A 22,859-nucleotide genomic window follows, 5' to 3' on the forward strand; every position below is an offset into this window, starting at 1 on the left:
AAAGTTTTAGTAAAAAAGCCTTTTGCCGGACTCATTTGTGGAGACACAAAAAAGAGTGACGGAGTGAATTTTTATAAACAGATTCCCAAATCCAAGATAAAAAAAAAGAGGTGTATTTAACACCTCTCTCTTAGAAATTTGTAAACTTTATCTTCGTTTTGCCATTCCATAGTCTTCGTCTGTAAAACGTAAAAGGGCAATGGAACGATTACCTAAACTTCAACCCATGCCTGCTTCTTATTACTTTCAAGAATTTTCTCACAGATTAATAATTCTCTGTAACCATCTGCAAAAGTCGGGAATGTTGGCTTTTCAGGTTGTTTTCCGGCAGCAACAGCTTCGTAAACTTCCTTAAACAATTGTTTTGAAGTATCAGGAAAACCTTCATTATGTCCGCCAGGGAAAGTCATTAACTGACGGGCTTCGGCATATGCCAGAGAAGGATCACGTAATAATACTTCGTTAGATTTATCACGATTTCCGATCCACATTTCATTTGGTGTTTCAGAACACCAGTTGAATGTTTGTTTTGAGCCTGAAATTTCCAGAGTCATTCGGTTTTTACGACCTGCCTGAACCTGTGAAACAGTGATTACGCCTCTGTTTCCATTGTCAAAACGCAATAAAACGTTCGCATGGTCTTCTGTAGTAATGTTTACATCTGCATAGTCTTCTGGCTGCAACATCTTACCAGAATAGGTTTCTACAGGTTTTAATGGTTTTTTACGGGTTTTATGAACCGTATTGAAATCAGCCATTACCGCAGTAGTTTTCAGTCCGGTAATATACTCCAGGATATCCATCAAATGTGATCCGATATCAGCGATAGCTCTTGAATCACCTGATTTATCAGGTTCCAAACGCCAGTTATAATCAGTGTCGTAGAACAACCAGTCCTGCAAATAAGAACCCATGATCGAATAGATCTCACCGAGGTCTCCTTTTTCACGCATAGTTTTCATCTGACGAGCCAAAGGATAATAGCGAAGGTTAAAATGCACCGCATTTACCAAACCGGTTTTAGCAGCCAATTCAACAAGTTCTTCTGCTTCGTGAAGATCTTTTGCCAAAGGTTTTTCACATACAACATGTTTTCCTGCTAATAAAGCCGCTTTTGATTGGCTGTAATGAAGAAAGTTAGGCGTACAAATGTGTACACTTTCAATGTCTTCCTGCTTTAATAAATCTTCAAATGTGTAATAGCGTTCGATACCCAACGCTTCCGCTTTTTGTTTTGCCAACTCAACGGTTACTTCACAAAGTGCCGCAACTTCAACATTTGGAAGTCTTCTCAGGGCTTCGATATGAGCCGGACCGATAAAACCGGTTCCCACTATGCCAACTTTGATTTTTTTCATTGTTTTTGGGTAAAATATTAGAGAATGGATGTTTGTTTTGATTTTGTTAATAATATCTCAGTAATCAGGATTTTCTGATTCTGAATGCTTTCAGAAAACATTCGGGATTAAAGATAAAACAACATTTTCTAAAAGTCTTAAGATTAAGAAATTTAACTATGCAAAAAACCTTTTCAACTACGAAAACTACTTAAAATCTGATATTTTACAAAATATTATACATGACAAATATATAAATCTGCCATTACATTTTAATGCGTTTTTAGGGGGAATTCAAAGGATAAAGCCTAATAATAAACCTCCGAGAAAAAGAAGAAAGGAAGGAATTCTGGTAAATTCGAGCAAGGCAAGTGTGATACAGGCAGTTATAATTCCCCACCAGTTGTGCGAGGCTACCATAGGTTGCAGGAAGGTTATTGCTGCGGCGAGGGTTAATCCAGTAGTAGTAGCATTAATTCCATCAAGGGAAGCCCTGATTGGTCTGAATTGTTTCAGTTGTCCCCAGATTCTGTAAACAAAGAATATCAGAAAGGTTCCCGGTAAAAATATACCACATGCTCCGATAATACTGCCAAATAGCTGCCCGGTAATACCGTAATCTTTCAAAGCTAAAGTACCCAGGTAAGAGGTCAGGGCAAAAACAGGACCCGGTAATGCCTGAGACAAAGCCATTCCGGTAAGAAAGTCATCTTCACGGATCATGTGTTTAAATTCTACAAATTCCGTAAAAAGCATAGGAGCTAATACCTGTCCTCCTCCAAAAACCAGACTCCCGTTGCGGTAAAAATTCTCAAAAAGCCTGACAGGCATGTAATCAGTAAAATGCCCCAGCAAGGCCAGAAACACTAAAAAGCCCCAGAAAAGGTGAAAATTAGACCAGGGAATTACCATTTTATGTTTGGTATGTGAAGGATAATCCTTGTAGTTAAAAGAAGTAACCGTTCCCCCGACAATCAGGGCAACCGGACAAACCCAGGGCGACTGTAACAAAAATGCGAAAGCTGATGCCAGAAGCATAAGCAAAATCTCTACATTATTTTTAATTACTTTCCGGCCGATTGTATAACCGGCATGCAAAATAAATGCGACCCCGATAGGCTGAATAAACCTGATGATTTCCCGGTTTTGAAGATATGTCATACCAAAAGCCGCAGCAGTCATAATCAGTACAGCCGGTGTAATCCAGACCATCAGCGTAAGATAGGCCAGATTGGCTCCCCCGATTTTATAACCCAATGCCGTGATAGTCTGTGTAGAAGTCGGGCCCGGAAGAATTGAGCACAGCGCCTGAAGTTCAAGTAATTCCTCTTCGGTAAGATAACCCCGTTTTTTCACAAACCGGTCTATAAACATAGCCAAATGTACCTGCGGGCCACCAAAAGTGGTAAACGCAAGAATCAGGACATCTTTCAAAAAAAGCCGGCGTCTGATTTTCTTCATCTGGGAGGGTAACTATTAAGCCTAAAAATTAAACTGCAAATTTGGGATTTTTTTCAGATAATTGCAGTACTAATTAGTAATATATACCTAAAGTATACGACATAAACTTATCGTACACTTCAGGTATCAGGAAAAAATTATCTTTAGATAATAAGATTGTATTATTTCTTCAGACCGAGTTCAATCAATCTTTCATTCAAAAACTCCCCGGCTGTCATATCGACATAAAGCTTAGGATATTTAACAGAAATGCAGGATTCCAGACTGGTTAAGTTCATTTCTGAACGAGGGTGCATAAAGAACGGAATAGAAAAACGGGGTGTGCCCATTTTTTCACGGGGAGGATTTACAACCCGGTGTATCGTAGATTTTAATTTATGATTTGTCAGACGGTCCAGCATATCTCCCACATTCACAACCACCTGGTCCGGCAGAGCAGTAATCGGAATCCAGGCACCATCTCTTCTCAGAACTTCCAAGCCTTCAGCAGAAGCACCCATTAGCAATGTAATCAGGTTAATATCTCCGTGAGCAGCAGCTCTGACCGCACCTTCAGGTACTTCATCAGGATTTGGGATCGGGAAATAATGAATAGCACGAAGAATTGAATTACCGTTTTTCACTTTGTCCTCAAAGTAGTTTTCATCCAGTTCAAGGTATAAAGCGATAGCTTTCAGCAGGTTTTTACCGGCTTGTTCGAGGGTTTCATAAGCCGTAACCGTATAGGTTTTAAAATCAGGTAATTCTTCCGGAAAAACATTGGCAGGGTATTCTTCCCAAACCGGATCTCCGTCATTTTTCTCAGGCTGACCAACATGATAAAATTCTTTCAAATCAGCTACTTTGAAACCTTTGGCAGTTTCCTTTCCTTTTCCGATATATCCCCTCTGCCCTGAAATTCCTTCAATTTCATATTTCTTTTTTAAGTCATCAGGCGAAAAAAAGAATTGTTTCACATTAGCATACAGTTTTTCAGTAAGGTCAGAAGTCAAGCCATGATTTTTGATTGCAACGAAGCCTATGTTGTTGAAAGCGGCTCCTAAATCCTGCACAAATTTAGCTTTACGTACCGGATCACCGGAAGTGAATTCTGCCAGATCCAGCGACGGAATTTCATCCAAGAGTGTTTCTGAATTCATATTGATGAATATTTGATATTTGTTGATAAGGTAATCTATTTAATCAAATCAAATGCCGGATTCTGAATCAATAGCTTCTGAAATCCGGCATTCTAATTTAAAATCTATCTTCAATTATTTCAAGGCTGCTTCATAATTTTTTGTTACAGCATCCCAGTTTACCAGATTCCAGAATGCTGTAATATAATCAGCACGTTTGTTCTGATATTTCAGATAATAAGCATGTTCCCAAACGTCAATTCCAAGAATTGGTGTTCCTTTTTTCTCCGCTACATCCATCAGAGGATTATCCTGGTTTGGGGTCGAAGAAACTACCAGTTTTTTATCCTGAACAATTAACCATGCCCAGCCTGAACCAAAACGGCCGGTTGCTGCCTTGGTAAATTCTTCCTTGAATTTATCAAATGAACCAAATGTTTTGGTAATCTCCTCAGCAATTGCACCTTTCGGAGCTCCTCCGCCTTTCGGCGACATGATATTCCAGAAAAAAGTATGGTTCCAGTGTCCTCCTGCATTATTTCTTACTGCCGCAGGTTGCTTTCCGGCTTCTTTCAGCAAATCCCATAATGATAACTTGTCAAGCGGCGTACCTGCCACTGCTTTGTTCAGATTATCCACATAAGCCTTATGATGACGGCCAAAGTGAATTTCCATAGTCATCTTATCTATATTCGGTTCCAGTGCATCATATGCGTATGGCAATGCAGCCTGCGTAAACGGAGCAGATTCTACCAAAACTTCTTCCATTGTTTTTGAAGAAAGAGAAGAGATATAGCTTGAAAATTCCGTTTTACGGGCAAATAAATTCAGACCTGATAAGGTGAAAGCCGATGCCAATGTTGTTTTTAAAAAGTTCTTACGGTTCATGAGTTTTATGATTTAATAAAAAGGAATGTATAATTATACTAAGCGTTTGTTCATCACAGGGGTTTCCATTAACAAGCTGTAACAGCTTTTAACTCAAACTACTATTCACCAATGGACTTTATATGCTTTTCTGACGGCAGGAGATTCTGAAATGCTGAATTAATATGTATTTGACTCATTTTTTACGGAAGGTTTAGCCGTTTCAAAAAAATTACCAGACAGCAATCCGGGTCCTGGTTATTCAAATACAATACGGCTCACAATACTTCTTCCGAGTGTAATTTCATCTGCATATTCAAGATCTCCGCCAATTGGTATCCCACGGGCGATTGTGGTTATTTTTACATCAAATGGTTTCAGTCGCTTCGTCAGATAAAAAGCTGTAGTATCTCCTTCCATCGTCGGACTTAACCCTAAAATAACCTCTTTTACTTCCGTATTTCCGGAAATCCTTTGAACCAGCGATTCAATATTAAGGTCGTTTGGACCAACTCCCTCCAAAGGTGAAATAATCCCCCCTAAAACGTGATAAAGCCCTTTATATTGAGAAGTATTCTCAATTGCAAGAACATCTCTGGTATCTTCCACCACGCAAATCACACCTTGTTCTCTCCGGTTACCTGTACAGATGCCGCACAATTCATCATCTGAAATATTATGACATTGACGGCAATAACGGGTTTTAGAACGCATGGCCACCAAAGCTTCCGACAGTGATAAGGTTTGTTTTTCGTCTCTTTTTAATAAATGCAATGCCAATCGAAGAGCTGTTTTCTTACCGATTCCCGGCAATTTCGAGATTTCTTCAACGGCATTTTCTATGAGTTTTGAAGGAAAATTCACTGGCGTTCTATTTCAATTTCGGGTTTTCACTTTCCGGAAAGCCCCATTCTTTTTCAGTAATACTTACATCACTTCCGCCGAAATTCCACGACGGCAGATATCGTTTCTCATGGGTGCAAGCTCATCAAAAGAGCCCTTTTTCACGGAGCACTTCCCTTTATAATGAATTAAAAGAGTACTTTGCTCAGCCTGCTCAGGCGTATGTCCGCAAACCTCCATTAAAGTTTCAATCACAAAGTCAAAAGTGTTTACTTCATCATTGTAAACGATAAGATCTCTTTGATCTATGTCAACAACTTCTTCCAGCAAGTCAACTTGTTCTTGAAAGTGTTCAAAAGTTTTCATAATATTATTTTCCGAATATGTCTATTTTTTAGAATCAGGAAGTATTTTTCTGAAGTGTCTTAAATAATTATTGGTAGTAATGATAGCAAATTTAACAAAAAATATCAATTTTGGTGTTTATGTTCTTGGGTTAATCACTTACAGAACCTCTATTAATGAAAATAAATAAAACTTTAAATGCTCACTTTCTATAATAACCCAACTTCATGTCAACAAGTTTAGCCATTTCAATTTTAGTTGTCTATTTTTTACTATTAATCATAGTAGCACATTTCACTTCTAAAGGAGCAGATACCAATACCTTCTTTACCGCTAATAAACAGTCTCCCTGGTGGTTGGTCGCTTTCGGTATGATCGGAACTTCCCTTTCAGGGGTTACTTTCATCTCTGTACCCGGCTCAGTAGGGAAAATCCATTTTTCCTATTTTCAGGTAGTTTTAGGCTATTCTCTGGGTTATCTTACCATAGCACTGGTATTGATGCCCATGTATTACAGACTCAATCTGATTTCCATATATTCTTACCTTGAAAAACGATTCGGATTCTGGTCATATAAAACAGGTTCCGCATTTTTTGTATTGTCAAGAACCGTAGGTTCTGCGGTAAGATTATATGTGGCAGTGAATGTTTTGCAGCTGGCAATTTTCGATTCTCTGGGTGTTCCTTTCGAACTTACAGTCCTTATTACCATAGGCTTAATCTGGATTTATACTTTCAAAGGTGGCGTAAAAACAATTATCTGGACAGACACCTTACAGACTTTTTTCTTACTTACTGCATTGATTATCACTATCATCCTGATTTCCAACCAATTGCACCTCGGTGTGGGAGACATGATTACGCAGGTAAGCAACAGTTCGTATTCCAAGCTTTTTGTCTGGGAATGGGCCGACAAACATCATTTCGTCAAAGATTTTCTTTCAGGAGCTTTTATTGCCATTGTAATGACCGGTCTGGATCAGGATTTAATGCAGAAAAACCTTACGTGTAAGTCGATCGGTGAGGCACAAAAAAACATGTTCTGGTTTTATATCGTGCTGGTTTTCGTAAACTTATTGTTCCTGAGTCTTGGGGCATTGCTATACATTTATGCCCAGCAAACCGGATTCCTTATTCCTGACAAAACGGATGATCTTTATCCAATGCTTGCGTTGGGCGGTCATTTCGGCTCTTTAGCCGCTGTTACCTTCTTATTGGGAATCATCGCGGCAACTTATGCCAGCTCGGACTCAGCACTCACAGCATTGACAACTTCATTTTGTATAGATTTCATGAATATTGAAAAATATGAGGAAGCAAAACGTGCGAAAATCAAACATTATGTTCACCTGGGTTTCTCGATCTTATTCTTTCTGGTAATTATCGTATTCAAAGCCCTTAACAATCAGGAAGTTATTTCAGCCGTATTTAACCTGGCAGGTTACACATACGGCCCGCTGTTAGGACTCTTTTCCTTTGGTTTATTCCTGAAAACTCCGGTAAACGACAAATTTGTACCCCTGGTTTGTATTCTTTCTCCCTTGTTTATCTACGTTTTAGATGTTAATTCTAAAGAATGGTTCAACGGATATCAGTTTGGTTTCGAAAAACTGATCCTGAACGGACTTTTCACATTCGCTGGATTAATGATTCTTTCTAAAAAACAGGACAAAAAAGAACTGGCATAACCAAGAATATCTCTGCTGTAAATCAGCATTTTACAGAAAAAATCTTTTCAAATAAAAGTTCTTATACTTTGATAACTGCCTATTCAAAAAATAATAGGCAGTTATCAGAAATCAATTGATTTTGTGCACGATTTTTGATTTAATGTATATACAGATAAAATCATTTATGCACAGATTTTTCCCCATAACCATCGTTAGATTTTTTTTAACGACGCTACTCTTTTTACAGATGAGTTGCGGGGAAAAGCAACTTATCGACAAACCTGAATTTCCTGCTCTTAAAGTAACAGATATTGATGCTGCAGGCGGAAACTGGAAAACAATTCTGATCAGTTCTCCCAAAGCAATAAAAGTTCCGGCACCTTCTGCAATTTTGTCTGAATCCTATCAAAATGAGTTAAAGCTTTGTCATTTTTCAGTAAATCATCGCACTTATGCACAAAATGTTGCCATAAATTATTGGGGATCAGGTGGTGTGCTGCGATGGAATCAGATTGCTACAGAATTAATAGCGAAATACAACACCAATGACCTGCAAATAAAGTCTAACCCCTATAACCCGGGCATTTCCGAACCATTTGCAGCAAGAGTACTGGCACTTTTAAGTGCTGCACAATATGATGCCCTGGTCACTGCCTGGTATTATAAATTCAAATACAAAAGGATGCCTCCTTACCTGCATGGAAGCGGAGAAGCCGTTTTACCACAAAACAGCCTGCCCTCCTATCCTTCCGAAGATGCCGTAGTAGCATCTGTTTCCTATAAAATATTAAGCTATTTGTTCCCGGCCGAAAAAAGTTTCCTGTATAAAAAAGCCATTGAACATGGAAATACCCGTTTGTGGGCAGGGGTAAACGTGAGCAGTGATATTGTAGCAGGGGGGAAAATCGGGCAGGAAACTGCACAGTTATTTATAAATTTTGCCAGGAATGATTTCTTCGATCAGGCCGGTCAATTGAGCCCGGATCTGAAAAGAATGCCTGCGAAAAGCGGAAAGAACTGGAATTACCTGAGAGATTTGCTCAGGCATCCTGTTCTGCCTATGATGGGAAAAGTCAAGCCTTTAATGCCTCTGAAATACCACAAAGATGATCCTCAGATTTTACCCGAAAAAATAGCAGATCCGGCCTTTCAGAGAGAACTGGAGGAACTAAAAAAGATTTCTCAGAAACTAAATCCTGCTCAGAGACAAATTCTTGAATTCTGGGACAATGAATTAGGTTCTCCAACCATTGCGGGTCATTGGAATAAAATTGCAAAAGAGTTAATCCGGCCGTTAAATTACACAGAATTACGAAGTGCAAAAGTCTTTGCCATGCTTAATTGTGCACAGGAAAATGCAGCTATTTCAGGTTGGGACATCAAATACCGGTTCCTTATTCCCAGACCAAGTCAGGCGGATCCGACTATCAAACCAACCATGGGTGTTCCGGATTCACCATCATTTGTTTCGGAATATGCGGTTTTTTCTTTTACCTCCGGAATTGTGCTGGGGCATTTATTTCCAAAAGATTCAGTGAAAATTATGAAAATGGCAGAAGAAGCAGGTTTTTCCACAATCTATGGTGGCATCAATTTCAGGAGTGACTATGAAAAAGGAAAACTACTTGGAGAAAAAATCGGTAGAAAAGCCATAAATCCGGAAAATTGGGTTTGGTAAAAATGGCAGCATTTTCTGCCATTTTTACCAGTATTTTTTACAAGTATATTACAGGTTATAATGTGAGCGGACTACTCCTTTGTATCCGTTTCCTGCAAGCATATTAAGTTTTTCGGAAGCAGCTTCCTTGGAAGCAAATTCTCCGAACATCAGCCGGAAAACTTTTCCAGCACCTTTCACACCAACCTGAAGAAATATTTCTTCTTTTCTGACCCCCATTTTTAACAACTCCTCACTGATATCTTCTATCATTTTCAGACTTGACAGGGCTGTTACCTGCACACCAAAGCCCTTCGGATGCTGCTCAACTCCCTGCAGATTGTAGGTATGGTTTACCTGTAAGCCACTTTCAAAAGCAGATTCGACTGGTTGGGACTGAGATTCTTCTTTCGACGTAATCAACCGGGCAGAACCCGGACCATCCGCAGGCAAAGGGGAGATCAGTTCTACTCTCACTTTCGCATTTCCGGTGGCAATCATTCCAAGGCGAGAGGCAGCTTCTTTGGATAGATTAATAATCCTCCCTTCTTCCTCGCATTTGCAATGGTCATTTACCCTTACTTCAACTGATTTATTATTCTCAAGATTAGTAACTTTCAGGATAGTATTTAAGGAATAACGGGAATGCGAGGCAGTGAGTTGGGAATCATCATATTTTTCGCCGAATGAGGTCATCCGGCCTTTAAGATTTGAGGCATAATATCTTGCTGTCCCTTCCTCTGCCGGCGGATGATTATAATTTGACGTTCCCTGGGCACTTAAGAAACCAGGTGAAAGGATGCAGAAGAATGAAAAAGCCAGAATCTTTTCCATAACATGTAAGGTTTTAGTTTTCAAATTAAATTGTTTTTAGGGTTGGGTATTCAAATAAATAAGGAAATCTGTATAAAATCAAACATGGTCATTCATCCATGAAATGTTAAGCAAAAATCATTATTATTGTAACTTATAAATAATTCAATGATTAGCTTTCGGGTACTGAGTTATCATCCGTATTTTTAAGCAAACCATTACAAATCGCATACCTGATTATCATAGTATCCATTTTTATAAAGAGTTAAGATAGCTGCTTTTTCGAATTATATCAAGAAAAAGGCTATCCAAATTCAATCCATACAAATCTATTAAAAATATGTCAAAGCGAATTCAATCATTACCATCTTCTGTAAAACCTGCCGGAGGGCAAAGCAGAGTAATTATTGAACAGGTTTCCCCGGAACTGGACGGTGGAAAATTTGCAATCAAAGCATTCACCGGAGACCAGATTGATGTAGAAGCTGATATTTTTCTCGATGGCCATGATTCTCTTTCGGCATGTCTTTTATATAAATCCAGCCAGGATACGCTCTGGTCGGAGGTACCTATGATTTCTACTTTCAATGACAGATTCAAGGCTTCATTTAAGGTGGAAAAAATCGGATTTTATGAATACACCATTGAATCCTGGGTTGATCATGCGGCAAGCTGGCTCCATGAAGTAGAACTGAAATTAAAAGACGGACAGCATCTGGAAGTGGAGCTTCTGGTTGGAGCTCAGATTCTTGAAAAAATGGCTCTGATTGCTTCAAAAGAAGATAAAGCTGAACTCAAAAACTGGATTAAAATCTTTAAGAGTAAATCAAATTATGAAGAAGCTATCGACCTGGCGGAAAGTGCTAAAATGAAAGCTTTCATTGCAGCTTACCCTGATCGTCAGTACGCAAGCCGGTACAAAGAACTAAAAGTCTGGGTTGACCGGGAAAAAGCAGCGTTTTCTTCATGGTATTCCATGTTTCCAAGATCAGCATCTTCCAAACCGGGTAAGCACGGCACTTTTAAAGATGTAGAAGAAAATGTATTGCCAAAGGTAAAATCTCTTGCCTTTGATGTTTTATATATTCCACCGATTCATCCGATTGGCCACCAGTTCAGAAAAGGAAAAAATAATACCCTTAATCCAACCGAAACCGATCCGGGTGTTCCATATGCCATAGGTTCTGAGCTGGGAGGCCATAAAGCTATTTTACCGGAATTAGGAACGGTTGAGGATTTCAAACACCTGATTAATACCGCCAGTTCAATGGGAATTGAAATTGCAATGGATCTTGCCATTCAATGTTCCCCGGATCATCCTTATGCCAAGGAACACCCGGAATGGTTCAAGGTAAGGCCTGACGGTACGATTCAATATGCAGAAAATCCTCCTAAAAAGTACCAGGATATCTACCCTTTTAACTTTGAGTCGGAAAACTGGGAAGCTTTATGGGATGAATGGAAATCAGTGATGATGCTTTGGGCAGAATGGGGTGTAAGAATTATCAGAGTTGATAACCCTCATACCAAATCTTTTTCCTTCTGGGAATGGGTAATTGCAGAAGTTCAGGCTGTATATCCGGATATGATTTTTCTGGCTGAAGCCTTTACCAAACCAAAAGTAATGCAGCAATTGGCAAAATTGGGTTATACACAATCATATACCTACTATACCTGGCGAAATTCGAAAGAAGAACTCATCAGCTATATGAATGAACTCACCCAATCTGAACAGCGGTATTTCATGAGGCCAAATTTCTGGCCAAATACACATGATATTTTGCCCTGGTGTATGCAGGGCGGCTTGGAACCGATTTTCCTTCTGAGGTATTTCATGGCAGCTACACTTTCTTCGAATTACGGTATTTTCGGGCCGACTTTTGAGCATATGCTCAATGAAGCCAACCCCGGAAAAGAAGAGTACAGCAACTCAGAGAAATATGAAATTAAGCATTGGGACTGGCAGATGGAAAATAAACTGACGCACGTAATCCGTACAGTCAACCATCTGCGTCTGGAAAATTCAGCCTTGCAGCGAACCAATAATATCACATTCTGTACAATCGAAAATGAGAATATTATTGCCTATTTGAAAACACATGCAAATGGCAATCAGATTCTTTGTGTGGTAAACCTTGACCCGTACAATCGCCAGCATGGTGTGGTAAAAGTCCCGCTGCACCTGATAAAAAAGGCAGAAAATGAAGAGTATATCGTCCACGATTTACTCAATGGTGCAAAATATATCTGGACCGGAAGTCAGAATTATGTGGAACTTGATCCTTATGTTATGCCTATGCATTGTTTCAGGATTGAGAGCATCTAAAAACCTAAACCATTGAAAAAGGTCTTAAATTGTTTGAACATTCTATGGCAATTTAAGACCTTTTTTGTTTCTCTATATTAAAACACATCTCACTATGTCTGTCAAACAATCTTTAAAAACATTACTGGCAAGAGATTTATCCCGCCTTTTCAAAGAAATTGAAAACTATAAGGATGAGACTAAACTCTGGATTATTGCAGAAGATATCAGCAATTCAGGCGGTAATCTCTGTCTCCACCTGATCGGAAATTTAAGCACCTATCTGGCAAAAGAATTGGGAGGATTTCCTTATGAAAGAGATCGTCCGGCCGAATTCAGCACCAAAGGCCTGTCAAAAGAAACGCTGTTAACAATGTTGAAAGCACTTAGTGAAAAAGTTGAAAAAACGATGGAAAGTCTGACGGACGAACAATTAAGTGCTAATTATCCGGACGAAGTACTTGGCTATCCGATGACCTCTGAATATTTTATCATCCATCTTTCGGGGCATTTAAATTATCATCTGGGACAAATAAACTACCACAGACGCCTGCTGGATACTCAGTCATAATCAGGAAGAGTACATTCTCTATTTTTAGTCATTTTTTCCGGAAATTATACAAAGGCCGTTTTCTGATTACAGACAGAAAACGGTTTTTTCGTATGCTGAATAGTCTTTTTCTCTTTTCCAATTTATTTTTTTTATTTTTTGGTACAAAAAAAAGAAAAAGTATAAATTTTGGCGAAACTGTATAATAACTGACGAAAATCATTTTTCAGTGTAGCGCAGATCATTAAATTTGTCTAACACATTTAATATTAACACACCAAAATAATTGATGTATATCAAGAGTTCTGATTTTACTCATGAATTCAGAGCAAGTGTGTCTTTATGAAATCAGTATCTGGTTTCAATCATCCAATTGTTTTTAGTTGATTGCAAGACTTAGAAAATAATCTATAGGCAAAACCTGTAGATAGAATACTATTAGGTGTAGAACAATTATATAAGCTTGCCCATACGGACTCCGCTTGGGCAACTTTTCTTTTTCCTGATAGTATTTTGAATCAAAAAATATAAAGAAGTACCTTCTATGACTTTGTCGGGTAGTTCCAGAGTGAGGCATTTTACTTATCCGTCAGAGCAGACAAATTACCGCCAGAATTTTGCCTGTGTATGATTTTTATTGAGCACATGAAATTTATACTGAAGAATGCCTGTTCTTTCTTTGGGCTACCCGCCTTTTATCTTGTAATTCCTGCTTGTTAAGAACTTTATTTTCATTCCTCCCTTATCAGATTCCGGGGAAGTGAAGTATTGAACTTTTTCAGGAAATCATAAAAGTCAAATCTGTAAATAATGTTAAACCCATTGAAGAAAAGAGGCCAAATCCTCTGTTTTTCATTAAAACTTATCATTAGTTATGTTTGATGAACATTATAATTACTTTAAATATTCTCAGAGAAATGCGAGGAGAAAGAAACGGGAATTCCTGAAAAAAGCTTTTCTCCTGATCGCTGTATTTGTTGCTTTCTGGATTTTTATTTTACTGATAATCAAAAACCTAAATACTTAACTAACCACATTACTTTAATCAGTGCACACTTCTGTTTTTTTACCACAAAAGCTATCTTAATTAAAAAAAGGCCTGTTTTATAAAGTATAAAGCAGGCCTTAATTACAACATCCTCAGCAGAATATCGTTGGAATTTTTACAGGCTTCCTGCTAATAGTCCGGACAATTTATTTTAATTATACTAATTTTGCAGCAAATCTGAATGGATTGAAAGTCCTCATTGGTTGAAATCAATGGGTATATTTTTATGATTAACCACCAAAGAGCATTCTGCCTGAGAAGGATTGTCTCGATTTTAAATCCCGTTGCATGAAATTCCCCGTCAAGGCATTTTTAATAAAATCCCTGAAAATAAGCAGCTTACTAACAGGTATCCTGTGTTCACTCTTATTTTTATTACCCTACCTTTTCCCGCAAACCGTAAATACCAAAATAAAGGATTGGGCTAATAGCCGTATCAACGGAAAACTTGCATTTTCTGAAGTCGGCTTGTCGTTTTTCAAACACTTCCCTTCTCTCACTTTTACTTTATACGATGTAACCCTCAATGGGTCACAACCGTTTGAAAAAGACACGCTCCTTTCCGCTAAGGAGCTTGGGCTGGGCATTGACCTCAGTTCTCTGTTTAAAAGTACTGTGAACATCAATAAAATCTTTCTGGAAAATGGTTATATCAATATTCAGGTTGATAAAGACGGAAAGGCTAATTATAATGTTTACCGTGCCGAACCGACACAAAACACTGCTCCCAAAGACTCTTCCAAAGCAGCACTGAAACTGGAAAACATTCAGCTGGAAAACTGCCATCTGATTTATAATGACCGGTCTCTACCCATGATGGTGAATGCAAAAGGCTTTCATTATTCCGGGAAGGGTGATTTGAGTGAATCCGTTTTTGATTTACATACCCATACTGAAATAAATTCCGTTGATTTATATTATGGTGGTCAGCCATATATTCTTTCCAAAAAGGTCAATGCCGATCTGATTACACGGGTCAACACCAATACACTGGCTTTTATTTTCGAAAAAAATGACCTGAAAATCAATAAATTACCTGTCGATTTCAAAGGTCGTTTTGAGTTCTTAAAAAATGGTTATTCCATGAACTTCAATTTTCGTTCTGCGGAAACTGATTTACATAATATCATTACAGCCCTTCCTCCGGAATATCTGAAATGGCTTGAAAAAACTGAGGTAAAAGGCCACGGAGATCTCGCTTTGGTACTTGCCGGAAAATACATTGCCTCAACGCATACCAGCCCGGATCTGAGTTTTAAAATGAAGATTCGAAACGGATATATTGCCAACGAAAATGCCCCTTTTCCGATAGAAAACCTGTTTCTTGATTTTGAAACCCAATTACCGGGTCTGAACCCTGACAGCCTCGGGGTTAATATTGATTCTGTTTATTTCAAAGTAGATAAAGGATTCTTCAATTCTGTGGTAAGGGTAAAAGGGATAAAGGCTCCGAAAGTTTATGCCAAAATCAATACGCAGCTTGATCTGGCAAAATGGCATCGTGCATTCGGGTTGAAACCTTTTGAGGTAAAAGGGCAGTTTGATTTGTCACTTTTAGCGGAAGGTCAGTATAAAACCGGAATTGTCCGATCGGGTGTCAGAAAGGTTGATACGGTCATTACAAGTATTCCAAAATTTGATTTAAAATCCCATTTCAGGAACGGTTATTTCAAATATGCTTCGCTGCCTCAGGCCATGGAGAAAATCAATTTCAATATACTGGCAAATTGTACCGACAATGACTATAAACATTCTACACTGGCAGTCAGTGATCTTAACTTTATGGTGCTTGACAACTTTGTGAAAGGTCATTTTAATCTCATCAATGCAAAGGATTTTCCCGTAGACGCCCGGATTCAGACCAATTTCAATCTGGGCGATATCCGGAAATTCTATCCTTTGGAAGGTATGGAAATACTGGGAAAACTCAATGTCGATATTCAGTCAAAAGGGAAATATAGTCCTGCGAAAAAGCTTTTTCCCGTAACCAAAGCTAATTTTACCTTGCAGGACGGAACGCTTAAAACGAAATACTCTCCCCTGCCGATCGAAAGAATACAGGTAAGTGCTGAAGTTGTAAATAAAAGTGCTTCGACGAAAGATCTGAAAGTCAATATCAGACCGATTTCTTTTCAATTTGCCAACCAGCCTTTTACGCTGAAGGCACAGCTTCAGAATCTTGACGATCTCAGATACAACGTGAGTTCGAACGGATCCATAGATATTGGTAAGCTATACAAGGTTTTTGCGGTGGATGGTTATGGTGTAAATGGTTTGATTAAAACTAATTTCTCCCTGAAAGGCAGACAAAGCGATGCAGCTTCCGGTAATTACAACAAGTTGTCGAACTCAGGATCAATGAGGGTACGAAACCTTCAGCTAACTTCTGATTTATTTCCGAAGCCTTTTATGATTAATTCGGGTCTGTTCAGTTTTTATCAGGATAAAGTAAAATTTGAAACTTTCAAGGCCGTTTATGGTAAATCAGATTTTGAATTAAACGGAGAAATCTCAAACATTATCAATTATGCTACGAAACCCAACGCTTCTTTAAAAGGTAATTTTGACCTGAAAAGTAAATTGATTGCCGCTGATGAGTTTATGGCTTATGCAGATGCTCCGAAAACCCAAAACAGTACTTCCGCTGCTACAGGTGTGGTAATAGTCCCGGCTAATCTTGATATACAGTTTAAAGGAGAGGCTCAAAAAGTTAATTATAACGGACTTAATCTTAAGGACTTCAAGGGTCAGATTGCCATAAAAGACGGTAATATTGCCTTAAACGAAACAGGCTTCAGTCTGATTGATGCACCTGTGACGATGAATGGCAATTACAAAAGTATTTCACCCAAAAAAGCACAATTTGATTATCAGATTAAAGCCGATGAGTTTGACATTAAGAAAGCGTATAAAGAAATCAAGCTTTTCAGGGATATGACCAGTTCCGCTTCAAGCGCTGAAGGAATCGTCTCTCTCGATTATAAACTAAGCGGGAAACTGAATCAGAACATGCAGCCGGTTTATCCTTCCTTAAAAGGAGGTGGAGTTCTTTCCGTAAAAAAGATAAAAATGAAAGGATTTAAACTGCTTAATGCTATCGGTAAAAAAACGGATCATAATGGTATTACAGACCCCGATCTTTCGAAGGTAAACATTAAATCCAGTATCAGTAACAATATCATTTCTATTGAAAGAACAAAAGTTAAAATGGCCGGATTCAGGCTCAGATTTGAGGGGAAAGTCGATTTTAACAACAAAATGAATATGAGTTTCCGTTTAGGGTTACCTCCTTTCGGTATTTTCGGAATTCCTATGACAATTACGGGTACTTCAGAAAAACCAAAAATCAAATTAGGGAAATCCAATAAAACGGATGATCCGGAAGAAGAGAAAGATACTGAAAATTAAACCTTGTTATTTGAGAAGGTTTTCCATATAAAAAATTAAGCTACTGACATACGCCGGTAGCTTAATTCATTTTTAATCAATCGGATAATAGGTTCAGAGGTTTCCAAAACCCGGATTAATAAAGCGGGTTTTGAATGAGTTTGTTATTCTTATTGATTTCGTCCAGTTTGATCGGAAGAAAATAAGCTCTCTCGTTCCATGCCCGATCCTGCACTTCAATTACTTTAACAGTTGGCTGCGTAGCAGTAGTTTTATCAGGGTTCAGTTTGTAACGAACCTCCACTCCTCTTGCATTACCAAAAGTCTGTGGCGCAATCATCCAGCGGCGTACATCAAAATAACGATGCTCTTCATAAGCCAATTCAATACGACGTTCATTCTGATAGCGTTTCACCAATGCAGTACCTGTTTCGGTAATATCAGGCATTCCTGCTCTTTTACGAATCATATTCAGATATTGTTTTGCTTCAGTTTCATCTCCCAAACCGATGCAAGCCTCTGCATAATTCAACAAAATTTCTGTATATCTGAAAAATCTCCAGGGTACTTCTGTTCTAAAGAATTGTGCTTCAACAGTCGGATCCATAAATTTTTTCAGATAATATCCTGAATAAGTTCCGTTCCAGTCTTCAATCGGGCCTTTTCTGGTATCCAGTCCTGCAACTACATCAATTGAATTAGAGCCTGCATTCCATTTTTCCCAATATCCGACCTGAATAATTCCATTCGGATCTTTCTCTCTTACATCTGCCGGTCTCACCGCCCATTTCGCTCCTTCATACAAAATATCAGAATAGAATCTTGAGTCACGGTTTTTGTAAGGGTTTGCCGCATGAACAGGGTTATTCCAGTCAAAACGAGTACCATCTTTCATCTCATAATCATCAACTAATTGTCCCAAAGGTGTATTACCACCCCAGTTATGATAACCATTCGGACCGTTTGAACGACCCGGCCATGCGCCATCATTATCAAGTTTGGCCAGGAAGAAACGCACATGTATATCTTCAGGAGATTGTTTTGATAAAAAGAGTTGTTCTCTGTTTTTGGAAGCCTCCTCCAAAGAAGCAGGATTTGGTTTGTAAAGACTGTAAACGCCTAAATCCATAACTGCCTTTGCTGCATTTTTAGCGGCCAGCCAGCGTGCTTTTCTGTCACCTCCTACAATACTGATTAATTCCGGATTGGCAAAACCTTTCGCCCAGGTCGGATTCGCATACAAATCGCTGGCAGCATAGAGCAGTGTTCTGGCTTTTAAAGCCAGAGCGCCACCTTTGGTTGCCCGGCCTAAATTAGCCGCATCATAGTTTAATGGAAGTAAAGCTGCTGCCTTATCACACTCATCTGTAATGAATTTGATACATTTTTCATAGCTGTCGCGCGGAACTGCATAGTTTTCATTCAGACCATATGACTTATCAATGATCGGTACCCCGCCATATACAGCAACCAGGTTATGATACAGATAAGCTCTGATAAAGTGCATTTCTCCTTTGTAACGGTCTTTCAGGGCAGCATCTACAGAAGCTGCTCCGTCAATTTTATCGAAGAAGAGATTACAGGCTCTGATATTTTTGTAAACATTTTCCCACAAAAAGTACGAAGCACGGTCTCCACCCCAGTCACTCAGGTCACTTGGGTTAACCAGACTTTTAGTAATATTGGTTCCAGGGCCCCAAACGGCCATCGACTCGTCACCAAAAGTAGAAAACATCACATTGTTAAACCCATGTCCCAAACCTCTGTAAGCATTGTTAATAAAAGTCTGAATCAGAGCAGCATCATTCCAGACCGCAGTGTCTGCATATTGATCAAGAGGCTGTTTCTCTAATGAGTCTTTGTCGCAAGACGTTGTATTTAATAAAATTATGAGGGCTGTAAATATAGAAATTATTCTTTTCATCGATTTCCTTGTTTAGAATGTTAATGATAATCCGCCATTTATCACACGTGAAAGTGGATAACTTAAACCTCCGGTGTTATTGTCTTCCGGATCAAATCCGTTAAGGCCCGGGCAGTAAGTTGCCAGATTATTTCCGTTCACATAAAATCTCAGATTTTGTATTCCGAAACGACTCATCAGTTTTGATGGCAGAGTATAACCTAATTCCACATTTTTAAGTCTCAGGTAATCCGTGTTATGCAATAAATAAGTATTTCTTTGTGATCTCCAATACTCATCACTTCTATTGCTGGCACGTGGTTTTGAGGCATCAATATTGTCAGGAGTCCATCTTCCGTCAAAATCTTCTTTCCAGTAGTTTCCGAAATCACCACTTTCCAGAGAAAGATAACGTACCGCTCCGGCAGCTGCCTGTACCAGTATTGACAAATCGAATCCTTTATACTGGAAATTCACACCAAAACCTCCCTGGAAGCGTGGAATATCGGTCAGGTAGTTTCTAACCCTGTCATTGGCATCAATTTTACCATCTCCGTTTACATCCTTAAAGATTACATCTCCGGCTCTGGCACCATTCCAGTGAGGGGTTTTATTCACTGCATCCTGATCTCTGTAAATACCAATCGCTTCGTAATAAAGGTTATTATCAGGATTATTAGGATCTGATGGAAGCGGGTGACCGGTGATTTGCTGATAGTCAGGACGTCCCGGAGATTCATCGATAAAATCAACCTGGTTTTTAGCGTAACCTCCGTTAAGGGAAATCTGATATTTTAATTCACCTTTTTGATTTCTGTAGGCGATATTAAAGTCAAAACCTCTGTTTGAAGTTTTCCCGATGTTTTCACTTGGCAAACTCAAACCTGTTGAAGAAGGCACAGATGCATTTCTTTTCCACAATAACTGTGAACGACGATAATCAAAGTAATCGAAAGTAATGCTCAGTTTATCTTTTAACAAAATGGCATCGAAACCAATGTCTGCCTGATTGGCAATTTCCCAGGTAACGTTAGGATTCGGGATTCTTTTTTCTGCCAGTGTTTTGTTCTCTTTATCGATACCAAATACCATGTTTTGTCCCTGAAAACCATAAGAAGCAAGATATTGCCATTCATCAATACGGTCATTTCCGGTTTGTCCCCACGAAGCTCTCAGTTTGAAATCATTGATAAAAGAAACGCCTTTTTTCCAGAATTCTTCTTCAGACAAACGCCATCCTGCTGAAACTCCCGGGAAGAAACCAAAACGTCCGGCTTCCGGGAAAATGTATGATCCGTCAGCTCTCCATACAAACTCCAGCAAGTATTTTTCTTTGAAGTTATAGTTCACACGACCGAAGTAATTTCTTCTTGCACTTACATATCCGGAACCGCTGTTATTCTTTTCAGCATCTCCGCCGGCATCTAGCTGGTCAAGAGCTGTAGATACGAAATAACGACGATAAGCACTGAATTTATCTCCGTTTCCTGTTCTTGATTCAGCTCCTACCAAAAACTTAAGGTGGTGGATTTTGGCAAAAGTATGTTCATAATTGATCAAACCATTCAACAAAATATCCTGCTTATCCTCCATTGATTCCGTAAGGTTCGGATCGTCAACACCTTTCTTACCTTTTACCAGAACAGGCTGTCCATTAGCATCTCTTGAAGTACCATCCCATGAATATAAATACCATGGCGTCTGGAAGCGTTTATGAAAGTTAAAGCCTTTATCAATCGCAGCATTTGCTGTAAATGACAAGCCTTCTACCCATGGAATTTTCACATTTAGTTTTAAATTGGTATTCAGGACGTACCATTTGTCACGGTCGTATCCGGTTTGGTTAGTACTTACCACTACCGGGTTATTTCCGTATTCAATATCCGGACCTGTCAGTCCATTTGGCCAGTAGGCAGGTAAATTCGGTTTACCACGCATCAACATCCATAAAATATCTCCGGCACCACGGGTTGGATAATTTTTGTCTTCCATACGGCCGGACACGTCAAAACGGACATTGATATTCTTGTTAATATCTCCGTCAAGATTCGAACGGAAGTCATACTGCGTGTATTTGGTTGCACTGTTTTTGTAATAACCATCCTGACTTTTCTCACCTAAAGACATGAAGTAACGGATAGACTCGCTTCCACCGGAAACCGTAACATTCGTAAACTGCTGACCAGACCAGTTTTTATAAACGGCGTCAAACCAGTTGGTATTTGGATATTTCCAGGGATCAGATCCGTTTGCAAACTTCGTAATATCATCTGCCGTATATCTTGGCGGGCGGTTTCTGTACATATCCACCTCATTTAATGCCTGGGCATATTCCGCAGAGTTTGTCATTTTAGGTAAAACAGTAGGCTGGCTTAAACCAAAGTTTGAATTTACAGTAACCGTTGGTTTTCCTGATTTACCCCTTTTGGTCGTAATCAAAATTACACCATTTGCTGCCTGAGCTCCATAAATTGCGGCAGAAGCATCTTTCAAAACAGAGATACTTTCAATACTGTTCGGGTCAATTCTGTCTAAAGAACGGCCCGGAATACCGTCAATTACCACTAAGGCATCATTATTTCCCAAAGTGTTCACTCCTCTGATACGAATTGTAGATCCGTCATAGCCAGGTTCACCGCTACGCGTTACGGCAGTTACACCCGGCAAACGTCCTGCAAGGCTGTTACTCACGTTGATAGAAGGAGATTTAACAATTTCAGCTCCTTTTACCGTGGTCACCGACCCTGTTAAGGTTTCCTTTTTCTCAGTACCATAACCTACCACAATTACCTCAGAAAGAGAGGTTTCTTCCGGAATAAGGCTAACGTTTACTACCGTTCTGCTTCCAACTTTCAGTTCCTGTCTTTTGTAGCCAATGTAAGTGAAAACCAATTCAGCATTTTCATTCGGAATTTTGATTTTATACTGGCCTTTTGCATCAGTTGTGGTTCCGCGGTTGGTTCCTTTCAAAATAATATTCACACCTGGCAAGGCTCCGTCCTTCTCATCAGTCACTGTTCCTGAAATTGTAATCTCTGCCATTTCAGTAAGTGAACTAATTGAAGCGATTTCCTTCAAGGCGACATCACTGCTGGTCCCCGATGACATATTTTTCAGTAAAATCTGACCATCGATGACTTCATAAGAAATGCCCAAAGGTTTTAAAACAACATCCAAAGCCTCTGAAAGTTTTCGATTGTGAATATTCATCGATACTCTGCGGTTAGCCTGAATCGTTTTGGGGCTGTACACAAATTTTACATCCGCCAGTTTTTCAATCTTTGATAGCACTCTTTTTACTTCTGTTTCTTCAGTATTGAGTGATATGTTTCGGTTTAAGAATTCTTGTGCTTTTAAATGATGTGCATGCGACACATTTAAAAATACCATACCAATTAACACTTGTATCAGGGATATTCTCATAATTGGAAAGATCAGTACTCTGAGGTTTCGTGTTTTTTTCATATTTTTGACATGTTTTGTTGGGTTTTGAGAGAATTCGACAAAAAGGCTCTTCATCATCATTGTGAGAGATTATGATGAGAGCAGACTATG

At 39.0% G+C, this 22,859-nt stretch carries 14 protein-coding genes; 5 read left to right on the forward strand and 9 right to left on the reverse strand.

Features of this window, described 5'->3' with window-relative positions; genetic code table 11:
- Nucleotides 1-212: 212 nt before the first annotated feature.
- The 6 genes from BM179_RS17765 to BM179_RS17790 form a co-directional block, all read right to left on the reverse strand.
- Nucleotides 213-1,358, reverse strand: coding sequence for a Gfo/Idh/MocA family protein (locus BM179_RS17765; RefSeq protein ID WP_092018503.1), 1,146 nt, complete (start codon nucleotides 1,356-1,358; stop codon nucleotides 213-215).
- A 273-nt stretch (nucleotides 1,359-1,631) separates the two neighbouring features.
- Complete coding sequence (gene chrA, locus BM179_RS17770) at nucleotides 1,632-2,798, reverse strand: chromate efflux transporter (protein WP_092018504.1); 1,167 nt, start codon at nucleotides 2,796-2,798, stop codon at nucleotides 1,632-1,634.
- 161 nt (nucleotides 2,799-2,959) lie between these two features.
- Complete coding sequence (locus BM179_RS17775; protein ID WP_092018505.1) at nucleotides 2,960-3,937, reverse strand: isopenicillin N synthase family dioxygenase; 978 nt, start codon at nucleotides 3,935-3,937, stop codon at nucleotides 2,960-2,962.
- A 114-nt stretch (nucleotides 3,938-4,051) separates the two neighbouring features.
- The gene (locus BM179_RS17780; RefSeq protein ID WP_229632977.1) at nucleotides 4,052-4,684 is read right to left on the reverse strand and encodes a superoxide dismutase; all 633 of its coding nucleotides are present in this window, start codon (nucleotides 4,682-4,684) and stop codon (nucleotides 4,052-4,054) included.
- Between the two features lie 357 nt (nucleotides 4,685-5,041).
- Nucleotides 5,042-5,647, reverse strand: a complete 606-nt coding sequence (recR, locus tag BM179_RS17785) for a recombination mediator RecR (protein WP_092018507.1) — start codon at nucleotides 5,645-5,647, stop codon at nucleotides 5,042-5,044.
- Between the two features lie 63 nt (nucleotides 5,648-5,710).
- Complete coding sequence (locus BM179_RS17790) at nucleotides 5,711-5,992, reverse strand: ATP-dependent Clp protease adaptor ClpS (RefSeq protein ID WP_092018508.1); 282 nt, start codon at nucleotides 5,990-5,992, stop codon at nucleotides 5,711-5,713.
- Nucleotides 5,993-6,198: 206 nt separating this feature from the next.
- Between BM179_RS17790 and BM179_RS17795 the strand changes: the two genes are divergently transcribed.
- Nucleotides 6,199-7,659, forward strand: a complete 1,461-nt coding sequence (locus BM179_RS17795; RefSeq protein WP_092018509.1) for a sodium:solute symporter — start codon at nucleotides 6,199-6,201, stop codon at nucleotides 7,657-7,659.
- Nucleotides 7,660-7,888: 229 nt separating this feature from the next.
- Nucleotides 7,889-9,319 (forward strand): phosphatase PAP2 family protein, encoded by a 1,431-nt coding sequence (locus BM179_RS17800; RefSeq protein WP_092018510.1) that lies wholly within the window; start codon nucleotides 7,889-7,891, stop codon nucleotides 9,317-9,319.
- Between the two features lie 48 nt (nucleotides 9,320-9,367).
- Here BM179_RS17800 and BM179_RS17805 read toward each other — a convergent pair whose 3' ends face one another.
- Nucleotides 9,368-10,132: a septal ring lytic transglycosylase RlpA family protein gene (locus BM179_RS17805; RefSeq protein WP_092018511.1), complete on the reverse strand. Its 765-nt coding sequence runs from the start codon at nucleotides 10,130-10,132 to the stop codon at nucleotides 9,368-9,370.
- Between the two features lie 319 nt (nucleotides 10,133-10,451).
- On the opposite strand from BM179_RS17805, the gene BM179_RS17810 reads away from it, so the two are divergent.
- The 3 genes from BM179_RS17810 to BM179_RS17820 all read left to right on the forward strand — a co-directional run bounded on the left by BM179_RS17810 (nucleotide 10,452) and on the right by BM179_RS17820 (nucleotide 17,422).
- Nucleotides 10,452-12,437, forward strand: coding sequence for an alpha-1,4-glucan--maltose-1-phosphate maltosyltransferase (locus tag BM179_RS17810; protein WP_092018512.1), 1,986 nt, complete (start codon nucleotides 10,452-10,454; stop codon nucleotides 12,435-12,437).
- A gap of 94 nt (nucleotides 12,438-12,531) precedes the next feature.
- Nucleotides 12,532-12,987: a DinB family protein gene (locus tag BM179_RS17815; protein ID WP_092018513.1), complete on the forward strand. Its 456-nt coding sequence runs from the start codon at nucleotides 12,532-12,534 to the stop codon at nucleotides 12,985-12,987.
- 1,315 nt (nucleotides 12,988-14,302) lie between these two features.
- A complete protein-coding gene (locus BM179_RS17820) occupies nucleotides 14,303-17,422 on the forward strand; it encodes an AsmA family protein (RefSeq protein ID WP_092018514.1) in 3,120 nt (1,039 codons plus the stop codon).
- A 115-nt stretch (nucleotides 17,423-17,537) separates the two neighbouring features.
- Here the strand turns inward: BM179_RS17820 and BM179_RS17825 are convergent, their stop codons facing one another.
- Both BM179_RS17825 and BM179_RS17830 read right to left on the reverse strand, forming a co-directional pair.
- Nucleotides 17,538-19,325: a RagB/SusD family nutrient uptake outer membrane protein gene (locus tag BM179_RS17825; protein ID WP_092018515.1), complete on the reverse strand. Its 1,788-nt coding sequence runs from the start codon at nucleotides 19,323-19,325 to the stop codon at nucleotides 17,538-17,540.
- A gap of 12 nt (nucleotides 19,326-19,337) precedes the next feature.
- Nucleotides 19,338-22,769, reverse strand: a complete 3,432-nt coding sequence (locus tag BM179_RS17830) for a TonB-dependent receptor (RefSeq protein ID WP_177219442.1) — start codon at nucleotides 22,767-22,769, stop codon at nucleotides 19,338-19,340.
- Nucleotides 22,770-22,859 lie beyond the last annotated feature (90 nt).

Source organism: Pseudarcicella hirudinis (genome assembly GCF_900115665.1).
Taxonomy (GTDB): Bacteria; Bacteroidota; Bacteroidia; order Cytophagales; family Spirosomataceae; genus Pseudarcicella; species Pseudarcicella hirudinis.

Excerpts from the sequence above, each read along its gene's own strand:
- BM179_RS17765 (WP_092018503.1), bottom strand. The coding sequence starts at position 1,358 with ATGAAAAAAATCAAAGTTGGCATAGTGGGAACCGGTTTTATCGGTCCG.
- BM179_RS17815 (WP_092018513.1), top strand. The coding sequence starts at position 12,532 with ATGTCTGTCAAACAATCTTTAAAAACATTACTGGCAAGAGATTTATCC.
- BM179_RS17775 (WP_092018505.1), bottom strand. The coding sequence starts at position 3,937 with ATGAATTCAGAAACACTCTTGGATGAAATTCCGTCGCTGGATCTGGCA.
- BM179_RS17780 (WP_229632977.1), bottom strand. The coding sequence starts at position 4,684 with ATGGAAGAAGTTTTGGTAGAATCTGCTCCGTTTACGCAGGCTGCATTG.
- chrA (WP_092018504.1), bottom strand. The coding sequence starts at position 2,798 with ATGAAGAAAATCAGACGCCGGCTTTTTTTGAAAGATGTCCTGATTCTT.
- BM179_RS17795 (WP_092018509.1), top strand. The coding sequence starts at position 6,199 with ATGTCAACAAGTTTAGCCATTTCAATTTTAGTTGTCTATTTTTTACTA.
- BM179_RS17830 (WP_177219442.1), bottom strand. The coding sequence starts at position 22,769 with ATGAAAAAAACACGAAACCTCAGAGTACTGATCTTTCCAATTATGAGA.
- BM179_RS17825 (WP_092018515.1), bottom strand. The coding sequence starts at position 19,325 with ATGAAAAGAATAATTTCTATATTTACAGCCCTCATAATTTTATTAAAT.
- BM179_RS17790 (WP_092018508.1), bottom strand. The coding sequence starts at position 5,992 with ATGAAAACTTTTGAACACTTTCAAGAACAAGTTGACTTGCTGGAAGAA.
- BM179_RS17805 (WP_092018511.1), bottom strand. The coding sequence starts at position 10,132 with ATGGAAAAGATTCTGGCTTTTTCATTCTTCTGCATCCTTTCACCTGGT.
- BM179_RS17820 (WP_092018514.1), top strand. The coding sequence starts at position 14,303 with ATGAAATTCCCCGTCAAGGCATTTTTAATAAAATCCCTGAAAATAAGC.
- BM179_RS17810 (WP_092018512.1), top strand. The coding sequence starts at position 10,452 with ATGTCAAAGCGAATTCAATCATTACCATCTTCTGTAAAACCTGCCGGA.
- BM179_RS17800 (WP_092018510.1), top strand. The coding sequence starts at position 7,889 with ATGAGTTGCGGGGAAAAGCAACTTATCGACAAACCTGAATTTCCTGCT.